Here is a 17,106-nt window from a genome sequence, read left to right on the forward strand (position 1 = left end):
TGCGGTCGGATGCCGGGGTCAGATCGCGCGCCGGCGGCGGGCGCTGGCGGGCGCTTCCCGTCCCAGGGTCTCACCGCGGAAGAAGGCGGGGCTCGCGATGCGCTGGGCGATCATCAGCACCACCCCCACGACGATGATCACGACGGTGATGACGAACACGAGGCCGACGCCGCCGATCTGCGAGCCCGAGCCGTAATCGGGGCTCGCGCTGTCGATGAGGGTCGTGACGAACAGCACGGCCAGGATGACGCCGCCCACCAGCGGCGCGAGGAGGGTGAGGAAGACGTTGCGCACCGAGTCGAACCACTGCTTGCGGAAGTACCAGACGCACGCGAACGCGGTCAGGCCGTAATAGAAGCAGATCATCGCGCCGAGGGCGGTGATGGTGTCGGTCAACACGTTCTCGCTCAGCACACGCATGATCGCGTAGAACGCCGAGGCGACGATCGCCGACACGATCGTGGCGTAGCCCGGAGTGAAGAACCGCGGGCTGACCTTGGCGAACTTGCGCGGCAGCGCATCATAGTGCGCCATCGCGAGGAGCGTACGGGCGGGGCCGACGAAGGTCGCCTGGAGGGAGGATGCCGAGCTGGTCAGCACCGCGAGCGACACGAGGAAGGCGAGGGGGCCGAGGATGGGCCCCGAGAGGTGGAAGAAGACGTTCTCCTGGATGTCCTCGTTGCCCAGGCCCAGCTCGCCCGTGCCGTTGCCGGCGAACATCAGCAGAGCGACCGCGATGAGCAGGTACAGCGCCACGATGAGGAACACCGTCACGGTGGCCGCGCGGCCCGGCGTCTTGTCGGGGTCCTTGGTCTCCTCGTTCATAGTGAGGATGACGTCCCACCCCCAGAAGATGAAGATCGACAGCGAGAGCCCGGCGGCGAACGCGCTGAACGAGTCGACCTCGAAAGGATTGAACCACGACGCCTGAACGGGGCTGGCGTCGAAGGCGTTGCCGTTCATCATCTCGACCACGGCCGCTCCGGCGAAGACGAGCAGCACGAGGATCTGGAACCCCACCAGGCCGTACTGCAGGCGCTGGGTGGTCTGCAGATCGCGGTACGACACGATCGTGGCCAGCAGCATGAACAGCAGGCACACCGCCACGTTGACGGGCACGATGCGCGTGATCTCGGCGATCTCCGGATTGCCGCTGATCTGCGCGATGAGCAGGAAGAGAAAGTCGACCGCGATACCCGCGAGGTTCGACAGCACGATGACCGTGGCCGCGACCAGCCCCCACCCGGCCATCCAGCCGACCCAGGGTCCGAAGGCGCGGGCCGCCCAGGTGAACGAGGTGCCGGCATCCGGCATCCGGGAATTCAGCTCCCGGTAGCCGAGCGCCACCAGAAGCATCGGGATGAAGCCGACGAGGATGATCGCCGGAACCTGGAAGCCCACGGCCGAGACCGTCGGGCCGAGGGCGCCGGTGAGGGTGTAGGCGGGGGCAATGGTCGAGATGCCGATGACGACGGCGCCGATCATGCCGATGGATCCGACGCGCAGGCCCTTGTTCGAGATGCCGGTGGTGACGGCGCTGTCGGGTGCGGGGCTCGCTCCGTTGCGAGAGGTGGTCATCAGGAGGCCTCCGAGGTGCGGGGCACCACGATCATGGGGACGGGCAGGGCGCGGAGGATGCGTCCTGCGGTGGAGCCGAGGAACAGGCGTCGCGGCTGAGCGAGGCGGCTCGAGCCGACGAGCGCGATCTCGCCCGGCTGCCACTCGATGCGCGACACCGCGTCTTCGATGTCGCTGCCGGTGCCGACGACCGCCTCGGCGGCGATCCCGGCGGGCAGATCCGCGCGGACGGACTCGAGCACGCTCTCGGCGTGGGCGTGTCCCGTCAGACGAGTCAGCGACGCGTCGACGCGATCGGGGAGATCGACACCGGCGAGCGAGAGGAGCCGCACGGGTGCTTTCGCCCGGCGGGAAACGCCCACCGCGGTGTCGAGCAGCAGGTCAGCGCCGGGGCGGGTGCCGATGGCGGCGGTGACGCGCGGCAGACCCACCGACGGGTCGACGTCGCGCGCGCCCTCGGGAGCGAGCGCCACCGGGACGGGCGCCGAGTGCACCAGCTCCTCGGCGGTCGTACCGAGTCGGTGCCGTCCGCGCGGACCGCCCCCGCCGGTGCCGACGACGATCAGGCCCGCACCGAACTCCTCCGCGGCCGCGACCAGACCGTCGGAGACGTCGTGCGCGTAGCGCACGTGTCCCCGAATGCCGGCCGGGTCGCCGATGCGCGCGAGGGCGTCGCGCAGCCACCCGCGCGCCGTGTCCTCGACCAGACGGTCGTAGGACGCGGCCGTCGGGATGGAGACGTTGCCCTGCGGGGACGGCAGCACGACGACGACGTGGACGGAGGTGCCGAGGGCTGCGCCGAGGCGGGCGCCCAGCGCGAGGGCGTCGGCACCCGCGTCGGTCGCCGTGTAGCCGACGACGACGCGGTCGCCGCTCATCCGCGCGTCCGCTCGAGGATCTCGTCGGCGGCGCGGTGACCCTGGCGGATCGCCCCGTCGACGTGCTGATAGCCGGCGCCCGCCATGTCGCTGCACGCGAGGTGGATCGCCCCGACGGGCCGGCGCAGGTCGGCGCCGTAGCGCTGCAGGCCGCCGAGGTCGAAGCTCGCCGCGTACGCGCCGCGGGTCCACTCCTCGGTACCCCAGTCGCTCTCGTAGTAGACCTCGGGGTTCTTGGCCTCGGGGCCGTAGTAGCGCGCGAGCGAGTCGAGGATGCGCTCCTTGCGTTCCTCGGGGCTCAGGCGGAAGAGGTCGTCGGCGTTCTGGTCCGACACGAACCCGACCAGGGTGCCGCGCTCGTCGCCGTGGTTGGTGTTGTCGTACGCCTCGTGGCACAGCTCGTACGGGCTGAACGCGGTGCCCGACAGGCCCTGCTCGCGCCAGAACGGGCGGTCGTAGACGGCGTGCACCTTGATGACGAAGCCCATCGAGATGTGCTGGTGCATCTGGTGCTGCAGACGCGGCAGGGGCGGCTCGAACGAGATGCGCGAGTACAGCACCGGCGCGAGGGCGAGCACGGCGAAGCGGGCTCGGACGGTGACGCCGTCGGCGATCACCGTGACCCCCGAGGAGGACGAGGCCGCGGCCTCGACGCGCGCGGTGAGGGCGCGCAGGTCGTCCACCCGTCGACCCGTGTCCGCGGCGGCGGGGCGGTCGGACGGCGCCGACTCGTCGCCCCAGATGATGCGGCGGACCGGCTGGTTGAGGAGCACGTCGTCGCCCAGGCGCTCGGCGAGCAGCTCGGGAACCTGCTGGAGACCGCCGGTCACGCGCTTGTCGAGGATGAAGTCGGCGTCGACGAGGTGCGAGTACGAGCCGGCGGATGCCGCCATGAGCAGCGACTGCAGCAGGGAGAACGTGTGCGTCGGCTTGGTGAGCATCGCCGAGCCCGTCGCGAAGGCGAGGTTGCGCACGGCTTCGTCGTCGTCGGTCTGCTCGCGCAGCCACGCGTCCCACGAGATCTTGTCCCACTCGGCGGCCTGCGGGTGCTCCCACGGCTTGTCGGGATCGATCTCGGCGACCATGGCATCCAGGCGCGCGGTGATCTCGTCGATGACCTTCTCGGTCTCGGGTGCCACGGGGAACATCTCGCCCGTGAAGCGCTTCGCCTCGCCGTCGGCACCGACGTAGACGCTGTCGCCCTCGCGGTAGCGGCTGTAGGTCGACAGGCCGAGGTCGGCCACGGTGTCGATCAGCGCGGTCTGGTCGGGCGAGACCCACTGGCCGCCGAGCTCGAGCATCGCGCCGTCGATGACGTCGGTCCACAGGCGTCCGCCCACACGATCGCGCGCCTCGAGCACGACGACCGACAGGCCGGCCTTGCGCAGGTCGTTGGCCGCGGTGAGACCGGCGGCGCCGGCCCCGATCACGACCACGTCGCGGGTGATGTCATCCATGGGAGCTTCCTTCGTTGTGTCGTTCACGTCTTCGTGGATGGCCCCGACGGCGGCGGGCTCTCGGGTCGACCGCCGCCGCCGGGACGGGTGTCAGCTACGGGCGAGGGCGGCCGCGACCACGTCGAGGCCCTCGTTCAGCAGGTCGTCGCCGATCGACAGCGGCGGGAGGAAACGGATGACGTTGCCGTACGTTCCGCACGTGAGCACGATCACACCCTCGGCGATCGCCGCTTTCGCCACCGCGGACGTCAGCGCGGCGTCGGGTGCGCCGGTGGGGGGATCGACGAACTCGACGGCGATCATCGCGCCGTGTCCGCGGACGTCGCCGATGCGCGGGTCGTTCTGCTGCAGCGCGTGCAGGCGGTCCTTCAGCAGGACGCCGATCTCGCGGGCGCGCTCGACGAAGCCCTCGTTCTCGAAGGCGTCGATGGATGCGAGAGCCGCGGCGCACGCGATCGGGTTGCCGCCGTAGGTTCCGCCGAGCCCGCCCGTGTGGGTGGCATCCATGATCTCGGCACGGCCCGTGACGGCCGCGAGCGGCAGTCCGCCCGCGATGCCCTTGGCGGTGGTGACGAGGTCGGGGACGATGCCGAAGTGCTCGCTCGCGAACATCGCGCCGGTGCGCGCGAAGCCCGACTGCACCTCGTCGGCGATGAAGACGACGCCGTTGTCTCGGCACCAGTCGACGATCGCGTTGAGGAAGCCGTCGGCGGGGACGATGAAGCCGCCCTCGCCCTGGATGGGCTCGATGATGACGGCGGCGAGGTTCTCGGCACCGACCTGCTTCTCGATGACCGAGATCGCCTTCGCCGCGGCCTCGGGGCCGGTCAGTCCGTCGCGGAAGGGGTACGACAGCGGGGCGCGGTAGACCTCCGCGGCGAAGGGTCCGAACCCGCTCTTGTAGGGCATGTTCTTCGCCGTGAGCGCCATGGTCAGGTTGGTACGACCGTGGTAGCCGTGGTCGAACGCGACGACCGCCTGACGCTTGGTGTACTTGCGGGCGATCTTGACGGCGTTCTCGACGGCCTCGGCACCCGAGTTGAAGAGCGCGCTCTTCTTGGCGTGGTCGCCGGGGGTGAGACGGTTGAGCGCCTCGGCCACCGACACGTACGAGTCGTACGGCGAGATCATGAAGCACGTGTGGGTGAAGGCGGCGACCTGCTCCTGCACGGCCTTCACGACCGCCGGGTGGGCGTTGCCGACGCTCGTGACGGCGATGCCCGAGCCGAGGTCGATGAGCGAGTTGCCGTCGGCGTCGACGACGACTCCGCCGCCGGCGGCGACCGCCTGGATCGGGACGGTGTGGCCGACACCGGATGCCACGGCGGCGGCCTTTCGCTCCAGCAGTTCCTGCGAACGCGGGCCGGGGATGGCGGTGACGATGCGGCGCTCCTGGGCGAGGGACGGACCGCCGACGAGAGGAAGGGTGTCGAGGCTCATGGCGGCGATGCTACGGACGCCGTGCGGCGCCCCGCACTCTCCTGCCTGTACAGTCACAGGCGCCGTCGTATACGAGTCGTACAGGAGTTGTCATGGCCGACACCGCCCCCGCCCCACCCAGCCTGCGAGCGCTCCTGTCCCGCCGCGACCTGCACCTTCGGCTCGTCGCCGACGACGAGCTGTCCCCCGGCATCCTGGATCGCCCCGTGCGATGGGTGCACTCGAGCGACCTCGCCGACCCGACGCCCTTCCTCAGCGAGGGCCTCGTGCTGCTGACCACCGGCACCCAATTCGCCGACGCGACCGCCGCCGACTACGAGGCGTACATCGGCCGCCTGCTCGCGCGCGGCGTGCAGGGGCTCGGTTTCGGCACGGAGGTCGTGCGCGACGGCATCCCCGCTCCCCTCGTCGACGCGTGCCGGCGGGCGGGGATGCCGCTGTTCGAGGTGCCGTACCGCACCCCCTTCATCGCCGTCGCGCGCGCGGGCGCCGAGGCGATCGCGGCCGACGCCTATGCGCGTCGCAGTTGGTCGCTCGCGGCGCAGCGCGCGGTGTCGCTTGCCGCGCTGCGGCCCGACGGTCTGTCGGCGACGCTCGCCGAACTCTCGCGGCAGCTCGACTGCTGGGTGGGGTTGTACGACGCGGCCGGCGCGCTGCGAACCGCCTTCCCGTCCGGTGCCCTGCCCGCTGCGACCGCCGACGCCCTCACCCTCGAGGTCACGACGATGCTGCGCCGTGGCACACGCGCGGCGGGAACGCTGACCGCCGGCGACCGCGCGGTGAGCGTGCAGACGCTCGGACGCGGAGGGCACCTGCGTGGAGCCCTCGCGATCGCCGCGGACGACCTGGACCACGAGGCCCGCAGCGTCGTGACCGCCGTCGTCGCCATGGCGGCCCTCGCCCTCGAGCAGCAGGACGGACTGGGCCGGGCGATCGGCACCTTCCGCGCGGGCCTGGTGCAGACGCTGGCGACCGACGATCCGACCCTCGCACGGCGCGCCGGCCGCGATCTGTTCGGTCCCCTGCCCGCGGCGCCGGTCATCGTCGCACTCACCCCCGCCGCAGCGGCGAAGTCGACGGCACTGGCGGAGTGGCTCGAGGTGCGTGCGCAGGAGGGACGGGGCGAGCTGTTCTTCGGTCGTGGCGACGACGGCCTCGTGCTCGTGGTCCCCGTGTCCGCCCGCGAGAGCCTGGCCGAGATCGCCGACCGCTTCGAGCTGACGGTGGGGTGCTCGGCCCCCTCGGGCTACGACGCGTTCTCGCGCGCCCTGACCCAGGCCCGCACCGCACGCGACCGTTCGGACGACGCCGGCCTCGCCGACTTCACCGACACGGCGCGAGCCGGGCTGCTCTCGGCGCTGGAGTCGGAGGCCGCGCGCACGGTCGCGGCGGGCGCGCTGGCTCCCCTGCGCCGGCACGACGAGACCGAGGGCTCGGCGCTGGTCGACACCCTCGACGCGTGGCTGGCCAACGACTGCTCGCACGAGGCGACCGCGGCGGCGCTCGGCATCCATCGCCACACCGTGCGGGCGCGCATCGCCCTCGCGCAGCGCGTGCTGGGGCGCGACCTGTTGTCGTTCGCCGCGCGTGCGGAGCTGTGGACGGCGCTGCGGCTGGCCGGGTAGGCGCGGTGACGGGGGCGCGGCGACGGCGACGGGGAGTCGGTGGCCCGCATGACGCGCCCGCCCACCGCACGGCGGCCGGGGCGCGTCTCACTCCCCCGGCGCGTGCGCCTCCAGGAACTCGTACATCTCGGTGGTGTCGACCCCGGGGAACGACCCCGTCGGCAGGGTCGCGAGCAAGGTCCGCGGTGTGCGCACGTTCGGCCATGCCTGCCCGCGCCAGGCGTTCTCGAGCGAGGCCGGCGGCCGGCGGCAGCACGTCTCGACCGCGTGCCGCGAGACGCCGCGGTGGGGGGTGTCGCGCCCGCGGAACCACTTCGTGTCATCGAACCGCACCCCCACGCTCACCGAATGCGCCCCCTCGCTCGACTGCTCCACGCGCGCGGTGCACCAGTACGTCCCATTGCCGGTGTCGGTGTACTGGTAATACGGATTGAAGAGGTCGTCCTCCTCGAACACGACGCGGCTCGTCCAGCGACGGCAGCACAACTGCCCCTCGATCGACCCCAGCCGATCGGTGGGGAAGTTCACGTCGTCGTTCTCGTACGCCTTCGTGATCGTCCCCGACTCGTGCACCTTGAGGAAGTGCACCGGGATGCCGAGGTGCACGGTCGCGAGATTGGTGAAACGGTGCGCGGCCGTCTCGTACGACACCGAGTAGGCGTCGCGGAGGTCTTCGATGCTGATCGTGCGCCGCTGCTTCGCCTCGCGCAGCGCCGGGACGACATGCGCCTCGGGCATGAGCAGCGCGCCCGTCAGGTAGTTGGTCTCGACGCGCTGGCGGAGGAACTCGTCGTAGCTCGTCGGCTCGCCGTGGCTCAGGATCCGGCTCGACAGCGCCTGCAGCACCGCCGCGCGCGGGTCGCCCTTCGCGACCTTCGTCGACAGGTACAGCCGCCCGTTCTTCACGTCGGCGATGCTCCGCGTCGACGAGGGCAGGTCGGACACGTAGTGCAGCGAGAAGCCCAGGTGGGCGGCGATGTCACTCGCCCCGCGCTGGGTGAGCGGTCCGCCGGGGTGCGCGATCGCGTCGAGCATCTCGGATGCCACACGCTCGAGCTCCGGAAAGTGGTTGTCCTGCGTGCGCATGAGTCGGCGGAGGGCGACATTGGCGCGGCGCGCCTCCTCCGGGGTCGCGGAGCGCTCTTCGCGCAACCGTTCGATCTCGGCCTGGAGAGCGAGCATCGCGGCGAGCGCCTCGTCGGGCACCGCACGCCCCACACGGAAAGGGGCGATCCCGAGCGCCTGGAAGGTCTGCCCGCGCATCGCCCGTTCCACGGACAGCTCGAGGGTGGCGCGGGGATCGAGGGGCTCGGCATCCAGCAGCTGATCGAGCGTGCACTGCAGCGCTCGGGCGATCGCCTGCAGCAGCGTCAGCTTCGCCTCCCGGCGGCCGTTCTCGATCATCGACATCTGGCTGGGCGCACGACCGACCGCTCCAGCGAGGTCGTCGAGGGTCATACCGCGCGCGGTGCGCAGCTGTCGGATGCGCCGACCGATGGTGAGGGTGTCCACCTCTTCATGGTCGGGCGGGAGGGATGCCGCGGGAATCGAGACGCCGGTGTCCATACCGGCAGGTTCTCACAGCAGCGGAAGATCGCGCGATCTTCACACATCGAATCTTCTTGCGGAGGGTTGTTCTTCGCGGACAGTGGTCTCCACGGGGCACCGACGCCCCGACACCCGAAGGAGGACGACATGACGATCCAGGCCACCCCCGCCCCGCAGCCCCTGCGCCCCGGCGACCAGACCGAGACCGCCGATGAGATCCGCACCTCGTGGGAGGACGACCCCCGCTGGGACGGCATCGAGCGCACGTACACCGCCGAAGACGTCGTCCGCCTCCGTGGCAGCGTCCGGGAGGAGTCGACGCTCGCCCGCCGCGGGGCCGAGAACCTCTGGAACCTCCTCCACACCGAGGACTACGTCCGGGCCCTCGGCGCCTACACCGGCGGCCAGGCCGTGCAGCAGGTGCGCGCGGGGCTGAAGGCCATCTATCTCAGCGGGTGGCAGGTCGCCGCCGACGTAAACCTCGCGGGCCAGACCTACCCCGACCAGAGCCTCTACCCCGCCAACAGCGTGCCCGCGGTCGTCCGCCGCATCAACAACGCGCTGCTGCGTCAGGACCAGATCGAGCGGGCCGAGGGCGAGATCACGCAGGACTGGCTCGCCCCGATCGTCGCCGACGCCGAAGCGGGCTTCGGCGGTCCCCTCAACGCCTACGAGCTCACGCAGTCGCTCATCGCGGCGGGGGCGGCCGGCATCCACTGGGAGGACCAGCTCGCGAGCGAGAAGAAGTGCGGCCACCTCGGCGGCAAGGTGCTCGTGCCGATCCAGCAGCACATCCGCACCCTCAACGCCGCGCGTCTCGCGGCCGACGTCGCGGGCGTGCCGACGGTGATCATCGCCCGCACCGATGCCCTCGCCGCCGACCTGCTCACCAGCGACGTCGATCCGCGGGATGCCGAGTTCCTCACCGGCGAGCGAACGACCGAGGGCTTCTACCGCGTGCGGCCGGGACTGGACTCGGTCATCGCGCGCGGCCTCGCCTTCGCGCCCTACGCCGATCTGCTGTGGGTGGAGACCGGCGAGCCCGACATCGAGCTCGCCCGCGCCTTCGCCGAGGCGATCCACGCCCGCTACCCGGGCAAGAAGCTCGCCTACAACTGCTCGCCGAGCTTCAACTGGAAGCGCCACCTCGACGACGAGCAGATCGCCACGTTCCAAGCCGACCTGGCCGCTCTCGGCTACGCCTTCCAGTTCATCACGCTGGCCGGATTCCACGCCGTGAACCACTCGATGTTCGACCTCGCCCGCGGCTACGCCGAGCGCGCCATGAGCGCGTACGTCGAGCTGCAGGAGGCCGAGTTCGCCGCCGAAGCCAACGGGTACACCGCCACGCGCCACCAGCGCGAAGCGGGCACCGGCTACTTCGACGTCGTCTCGACCGCGCTCAACCCCGACAGCGCGACCCTCGCCCTGGCCGGCTCCACCGAGACGGCCCAGTTCCACTGACCCTCCCGGTCGCGCTCTCCCCCGCCTCGCGCCCCCGCCGCGCGACCCCTCGTCCCACTTCTTGCAGTGCATGTCCCCCCTCTGGTCACTTGGGCCACCCCCAAGCCACCACTTTCGGGACATGGTCCCGGTGCCCGGCCCGGCGCGCACCCCGCGCCGCGGGGCACCCCCCACCCCTCGTCCCACTTCTCGCGGTGCATGTCCCACTTCTGGTCACTTGGGCCACCCCCAAGCCACCACTTTCGGGACATGGTCCGAGAAGCGCAGGACATCAGAGAACAGAAAGCCACGACCATGACCCTCATCGACACCTCTCCCCCGCCCACCACCGCGACCTCGCTGATCACGACGACCGGTGCCCGCACGACCACCGAAGGATCCCGGATGCCGAGCCCGCCGGCATCCATCCCTCACCTGCGTCTCGAGCGCTCCCTCGAAGGACGGGACGCCGAGATCCTCACCCCCGCCGCCCTCGCCTTCGTCACCGAGCTGCACGACCGCTTCGCCCGTCGCCGGCACGACCGGCTGGCCGCGCGCCTGCGTCGGCGTTTCGAGATCGGCACGGGTGACGACCCGCACTTCCGCGCCGACACCGCGCACATCCGCGACGACCCGTCGTGGCGCGTGGCGGGCGCGGGACCGGGCCTCGAAGACCGCCGCGTCGAGATCACCGGGCCCACCGACCCGAAGATGACCATCAACGCGCTCAACTCCGGGGCACGCGTATGGCTGGCCGACCAGGAGGATGCCACGAGCCCCACCTGGCGCAACGTCATCGGCGGTCAGCTCTCGCTGTTCGACGCGATCCGCGGGCAGCTCTCGTTCACGAGCCCCGAGGGCAAGCGCTACGAGGTCACCGCCGAGCGCACCCCGACGATCGTGATGCGCCCCCGCGGCTGGCACCTGCCCGAGAAGCACGTGACGTTCATCGATCGTGCCGGCCGCGAGCTGCCGGCATCCGGTTCGCTCGTGGACTACGGACTGTACGTGTTCCACAACGCGCACGCGCTGATCGCCGCGGGCCGCGGACCCTACTTCTACCTGCCGAAGATCGAGTCGGCCGAAGAGGCGCGGCTGTGGGACGACGTGTTCTCGTTCACCGAGGAGCGTCTGGGCCTCGCGCACGGCACGATCCGGGCGACGGTGCTCATCGAGACGCTGCCCGCGGCGTTCGAGATGGAGGAGATCCTCTTCGCTCTGCGCGACCACTGCGCGGGCCTGAATGCGGGTCGCTGGGACTACATCTTCTCGATCATCAAGACCTACCGGGGCCGCGGAGCGCGTTTCGTGCTCCCCGACCGCAGCGAGGTCACGATGACGGTGCCGTTCATGCGGGCCTACACCGAGCTGCTCGTGCAGACCTGCCATAAGCGGGGCGCGTACGCGATCGGCGGCATGAGCGCCTTCATCCCCAACCGCCGCAAGCCCGAGGTGACCCAGGCGGCGTTCGACAAGGTCGCCGCCGACAAGCGCCGCGAGGCCGGAGACGGCTTCGACGGCACGTGGGTGGCCCACCCCGACCTCATCCCGGTGGCGCGGGCCGAGTTCGACGCCGTGCTGGGTGACGCGCCGAACCAGCTCGGGCGCACCCGCGACGAGGTGTCGGTCGCACCGGCCGATCTGCTCGACGTGCGCATCGGACGACCCGTGACCGCCGCGGGCGTGCGGGGCAATGTGTCGGTGACGATCCGGTACATCGAGGCCTGGCTGCGGGGCCTGGGCGCGGTCGCGATCGACGACCTCATGGAGGACGCCGCCACCGCCGAGATCTCGCGCTCGCAGATCTGGCAGTGGATCCACCAGGACCACGCCACCGCCGAGGGCACGCCGATCACCCGCGACTACGTCGAGTCGCTCGTGCGGGACGTGCTCGCCGAGGTGCCGCGCTCGACCGCCGACCGGTTCGACGACGCCGCCGCGGTGTTCCAGGAGGTCGCCCTGCGCGAGGAGTTCCCGGCCTTCCTGACCCTGCCGGCGTACGCGAGATACCTGGACTGACCGGATGCCGAGGGGCCGGGGCCGGAAGCCTCGGCCCCTCGGTCACGCCTCCGGCAGCTTTCGTGCGGTGCGGGGGGCGTCAGGGACGCGCCGGGTCGATCGGGGCGAAGGGCCTCAAACTCTCGGGCGAGGTGAGCTTCGACGCCGCGAGCGACCCGGCGACGGCGAGGAAGATCGGCAGCAGCAGGTCGAAGCCGGTGTTGGTGAACTCGATGATGAGGGCGATCGCGGTGAACGGAGCCCGCATGTTGGATGCCAGGAACGCCGACGCCGCGACGATCGCGAGAGCCGTTCCGTCGGCACCGGGCCAGACGAACGCCCACCCGGCCGCCGCCGCGGCTCCGAGAGCGGCACCGATGGCGACCGAGGGCTGCAGCGTTCCCCCGATCGCGCCCGACCCCAGCGACATCGCGGTCGCGACGTACTTCAGCACGGCGAGCGCGATGAGCAGCAGGGCGGGCTGCGAGAGGTCGAATCCCGCGGTCGCCAGTGCGCGGCCATTGCCGAGGATGAGCGGGAAGGCCGCTCCGACGGCGCCGACGGCCGTGAACGTCAGCGGCAGAGCCACCAGCAGCTTCCACCCCTCGGGACGGAAACGAGCGAGCTTCTTCGTCACCATGGCGAAGCTCGTCGCTCCCCACCCCATGAGCGGGCCGATGAGGACCGCGGCGACGATGAGCGACGCGTTCACCTCGACCGAGCCGATCGAATAGAGCGAACCGTCCCCCACGAGCGGACGCGCGACGAGGGTGGCGATGGTGCTGACGGTCAGCGCCACCACCGCTGCACCCACGCTGAATTGCGCGAGCAGGATCTCCACGGCGAAGAGGGCGCCGGCGAGGGGCACGTTGTAGACGGCGGCGAGACCCGCCCCCGCGGCCGAGGCGATGAGGATGCGACACCACCGCGCGTCGAGGCCGAACCACTTCACGATTTTCGAGCCCGCCATCGCCGACAGCTCGCGCGGAGCGACCTCCTTGCCGATGGACGCGCCCATCGCCACCGACCCCACCTGGATGACGGTGTCGGCGAGCGTCTCCCACCACGGCATCCGGGCTCCGTCGACGCCCTGCTCGACGGTGGCGATCCGGCGCCCGAAGCGGCGCAGCAGGTACCAGCCGAGGGCGGCCACGACTCCCGCCCCGCCCACTGTGACGATCGGAAGCCACCAGGTCTCGGGATACGCGAGGCCGTCGAGGAACGGCCCCTCCTCGTGACCCCACACGAGATGCTCGAGGCTGTGCACGATCCACACGAGCAGCAGCACGGCGAGACCGGTGGTCACGCCCACGATGAGAGTCGCGATCCCCAGCCGCATGAGGGAGGCGAATCCCCGTCGACGGGAGCGCAGGGGCGTGGCGGTCTGAGCTGTCACCCCGCCACGCTAATCGACCCATGTTTCGTGTTCCGACCGACGGTAGCCTGACCGCATGACGCCCCCGCCCGTCACGACCCGCCGACCCTTCGACGTGCTCGGACTCGTCGCGGTGATCCTCTCCGCCGTCCTCCTCGTCCCGACGCTCTTCGTCTTCGTCGTGGGCCTCATCCCCGAGATGAACGCGATCTGGTGGATGGGAATCATCCTGCTGCCGCTGCTCTTCGTCGGTGGGGTCGTCGTCGTCCTCCTGGCGGTCGTCGGTCTCGTCGTCGCCGCGCGTCGATCCGGTCGCCGGGCGTGGTCCGTCGTGGCGCTGGGGCTCGGCATCCTGATGCTCGTTCCGGCGCTGCTGATCCTCGCGCCCTGGCCGTCATGACCCTCGGCTCCAAAGCGCGGAAACACTAGGCTCGGAACCGTGACTTCCCGCGCCCCGCTCTCCCGCAAGCTGTCCGCCATCGCCGAGTCCGCGACCCTCAAGGTCGACGCCAAGGCCAAGGCCCTCCAGGCCGCCGGTCGCCCCGTCATCTCGTACGCGGCCGGCGAGCCCGACTTCGCCACGCCGTCGTTCATCGTGGATGCCGCGGCGAAGGCGCTGCAGGACCCGAAGAACTACCGCTACACCCCCGCCGCCGGCCTCCCCGTGCTGCGCGAGGCCATCGCCGCGAAGACGCTGCGCGACTCGGGCCTCGAGGTCTCACCGTCGCAGGTCATCGTCACCAACGGCGGCAAGCAGTCGGTGTACCAGGCGTTCCAGACCGTGGTGAACCCCGGCGACGAGGTGCTGCTGCCCGCGCCGTACTGGACGACGTACCCGGAGGCCATCGCGCTCGCCGACGGCACGCCCGTCGAGGTGTTCGCCGGTGCCGACCAGGACTACAAGGTCACCGTCGCCCAGCTCGAGGCCGCGCGCACCGACAAGACCACCGTGCTGGTGTTCGTCTCGCCCTCGAACCCGACCGGCTCGGTCTACACCGCCGAGGAGACGGCCGAGATCGGCCGCTGGGCACTCGAGCACGGCATCTGGGTCATCACCGACGAGATCTACCAGAACCTCACTTACGAGGGCGTCCGCGCCGTCTCGATCGTCGAGGCCGTGCCCGAGCTCGCCGAGCAGACGATCCTCGTCAACGGTGTCGCGAAGACCTACGCCATGACCGGGTGGCGCGTGGGCTGGATGGTGGGACCCGCGGATGCCATGAAGCTCGCCGGCAACCTGCAGTCGCACCTGTCGAGCAACGTCAACAACATCGCCCAGATCGCCGCCGCCGAGGCCCTCAACGGCCCGCAGGACGAGGCCGAGCAGTTCCGTCTCGCCTTCGACCGTCGCCGTCAGCTGATCGTGTCGGAACTGTCGAAGATCGACGGCGTGCAGGTGCCCAACCCGCTCGGCGCGTTCTACGTGTACCCCGACGTCCAGGGCCTGCTGAACCGCTCGTGGGGCGGCGTGACCCCGACGACCTCGCTCGAGCTCGCCGACCTCATCCTCGAGCAGGCCGAGGTCGCCGTGGTGCCGGGCGAGGCGTTCGGTCCGAGCGGCTACCTGCGCCTGTCGTACGCCCTCGGCGACGACCAGCTTCTCGAGGGCGTCCAGCGCCTCCAGCGCCTGTTCGCCTGAGCTCCTCGCGCTCCCACCCTCCGGGTGAGGGGTCTGACCCCTCACCCGGAGGGTGGAACGGCGCGGAACGAGAGCCGGACCGGGGGCTACAGCTCGACGTTCACCAGGACGGGCTCGGGCTGCAAGACGAGACCGAACTCGGCGGCGACGCGGCTCTGCACGAAGCGCGCGAGCTGGGCGATCTCGGCCGCGGTCGCCTCGCCGCGGTTGGTGAGGGCCAGCGTGTGCTTCGTCGAGAGGCCGGCGCGCGAGCGCGGGAACCGGAACCCGCGCGAAAGCCCCGCGTTCTCGATCAACCACGCGGCGCTCACCTTCACCTGGCGGTTCTCGACCGGCGGCGGAGGCAGGATGCCGTCGAACGCGGCGAGCGGGATCACCGTCACTGGGTCGAGGGCGGGGCCCATCGGCCACTTCGGGCACGCGTCCGGAAGGGTGCGCGCGAACGCCTCCGAGACGATCGCGTTCTGGAAGAACGAGCCGGCGCTCCAGGTGTCGGGGTCTTCGGCGTCGAGGACCATTCCCTTGCGCGCACGCGTGGCGAGGACGTGGTCGCGGATCCACCGCAACGACACGGCCTGGTCGGCCTCGAGTCCGAGGGCGCCGCGCAGCTGATCGCCCGCGATCGGCCGCTCGTCGGTGCCGACGCGCTCGAGCTCGAGCGTGACCGACAGGATGACGGCGGGCCGCTCAGGCACCGAGCCGTAGTGGTGCTTGAGCACCGAGGTACGGAAGCCCAGACCGAGCTCGGATGCCGGGACCGTCGACACGTCACCCGTGGACTCGTCGATCAGCTCGACCTCGACGAGCGTCTGCACGATCTCCTGCCCGTAGGCGCCGACGTTCTGCACGGGAGCGGCGCCGACGGTGCCCGGGATGCCGGACATCGCCTCGACACCGGCGTACCCGCGCTCGACCGTCTCGGCGACGAGGGCGTCCCAATCGTGTCCGGCCTGCACCCGCAAGCGGACGGTGTCGGGCCGGGAGCCGGGGAGTTCGTCGATACCGGAGGTGCGCACGCGGATCACGGTGCCCTCGAACGGTTCGTCGCCGACGAAGAGGTTGGATCCTCCGCCGAGCACGAACCACGGCTCGCCGGCGGCCCACGCCTCGCGGAGGGCGGCGACGAGTTCGTCGACCGTCGTCGCCTCGATGAGACGAGCGGGTTCACCGCCGGTGCGCAGCGTGGTGAGCTGCGCCAACGGGACCGGAGCGACCTGGGGCATCAGCGCAGCCGCACCCGCACCTGGGCCTTGCCGAGCACGGTCGTCTCGGCGAACGTCACGGTCAGGTCGATGCGGGCGATGTCGTCGTCGACCGCGCCCACCTTCGCGCTCACGTGCAGATCGGCCCCGGTCTCGGGGTCGACGACGACGGGGCGCGTGAAGCGCACACCGTACTCCCCGATGCGTCCGCTGTCGCCCAGGGCCTCGGCCAGCGTGCCGACGGCGATGCCCATCGTGAGCATCCCGTGCGCGAGGACGCCCGGGAGCCCCACGGCCGCCGCGACGTCGTCGCGGTAGTGGATCGGGTTGAAGTCTCCAGACGCCCCCGCGTAGCGCACGAGCGACTCACGGGTCAGGTGCACGGAGCGTTCGGCGACGACCTCGCCCACGGTGAATGCGCTCATGCGCCGGCCTCCCCCGCGAGCAGGACGCTCGTCGTCGTGACGACGTGGGCGCCGGTGGCATCCACGATATCCGCTTCGCTCGTGATCATCGCGTTGCCGCCCATCGACCGGATGCCGGTGACCGACAGCGTCGCGACGAGCTCGTCGCCGGCGACGATCGGGCGCGTGTAGCGGAAGCGCTGCTCCGCGTGGACGAGGCGCGAGAGCTCGATGCCCGAATCGGGGTCGCCCAGCAGCTGCTGCAGCGTGAGGTCCTGCACCACCATCGCGAAGGTCGGCGGGGCCACGACGTCGTCGTAGCCGAGGGCGCGCGCGGCGTCCGGGTCGGAATGCTGCGGGGCGTCGGCGAAGACGGCGCGGGCGAACTCGCGCACCTTCTCGCGACCGACGAGGTACGGCACGGTCGGCGGGAAGACTCGGCCGACCAATTCGGGGTTCACGGGCACCGGGTCAGTCTACCGAGAGGGCCCGACAGAGCCGTGCCGCCGGCATCCGCCG

14 protein-coding genes are annotated in these 17,106 nt (G+C 71.0%); 5 read left to right on the plus strand and 9 right to left on the minus strand.

Features of this window, described 5'->3' with window-relative positions:
* Positions 1-18: 18 nt before the first annotated feature.
* The 4 genes from RWH45_RS11475 to gabT form a co-directional block, all read right to left on the minus strand.
* Positions 19-1,578 carry an APC family permease gene (locus RWH45_RS11475; RefSeq protein ID WP_315995021.1) on the minus strand — a complete coding sequence of 520 codons (1,560 nt, stop codon included), beginning with the start codon at positions 1,576-1,578 and terminating at the stop codon, positions 19-21.
* Entirely contained in the window at positions 1,578-2,456 is an 879-nt protein-coding gene (locus RWH45_RS11480; protein ID WP_315995022.1) for a universal stress protein, read from the minus strand. The genes RWH45_RS11475 and RWH45_RS11480 overlap by 1 nt, the downstream gene beginning before the upstream one ends.
* Complete coding sequence (locus RWH45_RS11485; protein ID WP_315995023.1) at positions 2,453-3,913, minus strand: flavin monoamine oxidase family protein; 1,461 nt, start codon at positions 3,911-3,913, stop codon at positions 2,453-2,455. The genes RWH45_RS11480 and RWH45_RS11485 overlap by 4 nt, the downstream gene beginning before the upstream one ends.
* 90 nt (positions 3,914-4,003) lie before the next feature.
* Entirely contained in the window at positions 4,004-5,353 is a 1,350-nt protein-coding gene (gene gabT / locus RWH45_RS11490; RefSeq protein WP_315995024.1) for a 4-aminobutyrate--2-oxoglutarate transaminase, read from the minus strand.
* 92 nt (positions 5,354-5,445) lie between these two features.
* Between gabT and RWH45_RS11495 the strand changes: the two genes are divergently transcribed.
* A complete protein-coding gene (locus RWH45_RS11495) occupies positions 5,446-6,978 on the plus strand; it encodes a PucR family transcriptional regulator (protein ID WP_315995025.1) in 1,533 nt (510 codons plus the stop codon).
* Positions 6,979-7,065: 87 nt separating this feature from the next.
* Here the strand turns inward: RWH45_RS11495 and RWH45_RS11500 are convergent, their stop codons facing one another.
* A complete protein-coding gene (locus RWH45_RS11500) occupies positions 7,066-8,544 on the minus strand; it encodes a helix-turn-helix domain-containing protein (RefSeq protein ID WP_315995026.1) in 1,479 nt (492 codons plus the stop codon).
* A 129-nt stretch (positions 8,545-8,673) separates the two neighbouring features.
* Between RWH45_RS11500 and aceA the strand changes: the two genes are divergently transcribed.
* On the plus strand, positions 8,674-9,990 hold the full coding sequence (gene aceA, locus RWH45_RS11505) for an isocitrate lyase (protein WP_315995027.1): 1,317 nt from the start codon (positions 8,674-8,676) through the stop codon (positions 9,988-9,990).
* 384 nt (positions 9,991-10,374) lie between these two features.
* The gene (aceB, locus tag RWH45_RS11510) at positions 10,375-11,988 is read left to right on the plus strand and encodes a malate synthase A (RefSeq protein ID WP_437127343.1); all 1,614 of its coding nucleotides are present in this window, start codon (positions 10,375-10,377) and stop codon (positions 11,986-11,988) included.
* A 79-nt stretch (positions 11,989-12,067) separates the two neighbouring features.
* Here the strand turns inward: aceB and RWH45_RS11515 are convergent, their stop codons facing one another.
* Complete coding sequence (locus RWH45_RS11515) at positions 12,068-13,363, minus strand: chloride channel protein (RefSeq protein WP_315995029.1); 1,296 nt, start codon at positions 13,361-13,363, stop codon at positions 12,068-12,070.
* Between the two features lie 55 nt (positions 13,364-13,418).
* Here RWH45_RS11515 and RWH45_RS11520 point away from each other — a divergent pair, with 55 nt between their 5' ends.
* Positions 13,419-13,742: a hypothetical protein gene (locus RWH45_RS11520; protein ID WP_315995030.1), complete on the plus strand. Its 324-nt coding sequence runs from the start codon at positions 13,419-13,421 to the stop codon at positions 13,740-13,742.
* A 39-nt stretch (positions 13,743-13,781) separates the two neighbouring features.
* Positions 13,782-14,981: a pyridoxal phosphate-dependent aminotransferase gene (locus tag RWH45_RS11525; protein WP_315995031.1), complete on the plus strand. Its 1,200-nt coding sequence runs from the start codon at positions 13,782-13,784 to the stop codon at positions 14,979-14,981.
* Positions 14,982-15,067: 86 nt separating this feature from the next.
* On the opposite strand, the gene RWH45_RS11530 is transcribed toward RWH45_RS11525, so the two are convergent.
* Genes RWH45_RS11530 through RWH45_RS11540 form a run of 3 tightly spaced genes read right to left on the minus strand, consistent with a single transcriptional unit; the run spans position 15,068 to position 17,054 of the window.
* Positions 15,068-16,204, minus strand: a complete 1,137-nt coding sequence (locus RWH45_RS11530) for a UDP-N-acetylmuramate dehydrogenase (RefSeq protein ID WP_315995032.1) — start codon at positions 16,202-16,204, stop codon at positions 15,068-15,070.
* Complete coding sequence (locus RWH45_RS11535; protein WP_315995033.1) at positions 16,204-16,608, minus strand: MaoC/PaaZ C-terminal domain-containing protein; 405 nt, start codon at positions 16,606-16,608, stop codon at positions 16,204-16,206. The genes RWH45_RS11530 and RWH45_RS11535 overlap by 1 nt, the downstream gene beginning before the upstream one ends.
* Positions 16,605-17,054, minus strand: a complete 450-nt coding sequence (locus tag RWH45_RS11540; protein WP_315995034.1) for an FAS1-like dehydratase domain-containing protein — start codon at positions 17,052-17,054, stop codon at positions 16,605-16,607. The genes RWH45_RS11535 and RWH45_RS11540 overlap by 4 nt, the downstream gene beginning before the upstream one ends.
* Between the last annotated feature and the right edge of the window lie 52 nt (positions 17,055-17,106).

Origin of the sequence: Microbacterium galbum, from assembly GCF_032464915.1 — a bacterium.
In the GTDB taxonomy this organism is placed as follows: Bacteria; Actinomycetota; Actinomycetes; order Actinomycetales; family Microbacteriaceae; genus Microbacterium; species Microbacterium galbum.

What these genes read in the sequence shown, in the direction of transcription:
- RWH45_RS11530 (WP_315995032.1), bottom strand. Translation starts at nt 16,204, where the DNA reads ATGCCCCAGGTCGCTCCGGTCCCGTTGGCGCAGCTCACCACGCTGCGC.
- RWH45_RS11475 (WP_315995021.1), bottom strand. Translation starts at nt 1,578, where the DNA reads ATGACCACCTCTCGCAACGGAGCGAGCCCCGCACCCGACAGCGCCGTC.
- RWH45_RS11485 (WP_315995023.1), bottom strand. Translation starts at nt 3,913, where the DNA reads ATGGATGACATCACCCGCGACGTGGTCGTGATCGGGGCCGGCGCCGCC.
- RWH45_RS11500 (WP_315995026.1), bottom strand. Translation starts at nt 8,544, where the DNA reads ATGGACACCGGCGTCTCGATTCCCGCGGCATCCCTCCCGCCCGACCAT.
- RWH45_RS11495 (WP_315995025.1), top strand. Translation starts at nt 5,446, where the DNA reads ATGGCCGACACCGCCCCCGCCCCACCCAGCCTGCGAGCGCTCCTGTCC.
- aceA (WP_315995027.1), top strand. Translation starts at nt 8,674, where the DNA reads ATGACGATCCAGGCCACCCCCGCCCCGCAGCCCCTGCGCCCCGGCGAC.
- RWH45_RS11535 (WP_315995033.1), bottom strand. Translation starts at nt 16,608, where the DNA reads ATGAGCGCATTCACCGTGGGCGAGGTCGTCGCCGAACGCTCCGTGCAC.
- aceB (WP_437127343.1), top strand. Translation starts at nt 10,375, where the DNA reads ATGCCGAGCCCGCCGGCATCCATCCCTCACCTGCGTCTCGAGCGCTCC.
- gabT (WP_315995024.1), bottom strand. Translation starts at nt 5,353, where the DNA reads ATGAGCCTCGACACCCTTCCTCTCGTCGGCGGTCCGTCCCTCGCCCAG.
- RWH45_RS11480 (WP_315995022.1), bottom strand. Translation starts at nt 2,456, where the DNA reads ATGAGCGGCGACCGCGTCGTCGTCGGCTACACGGCGACCGACGCGGGT.
- RWH45_RS11520 (WP_315995030.1), top strand. Translation starts at nt 13,419, where the DNA reads ATGACGCCCCCGCCCGTCACGACCCGCCGACCCTTCGACGTGCTCGGA.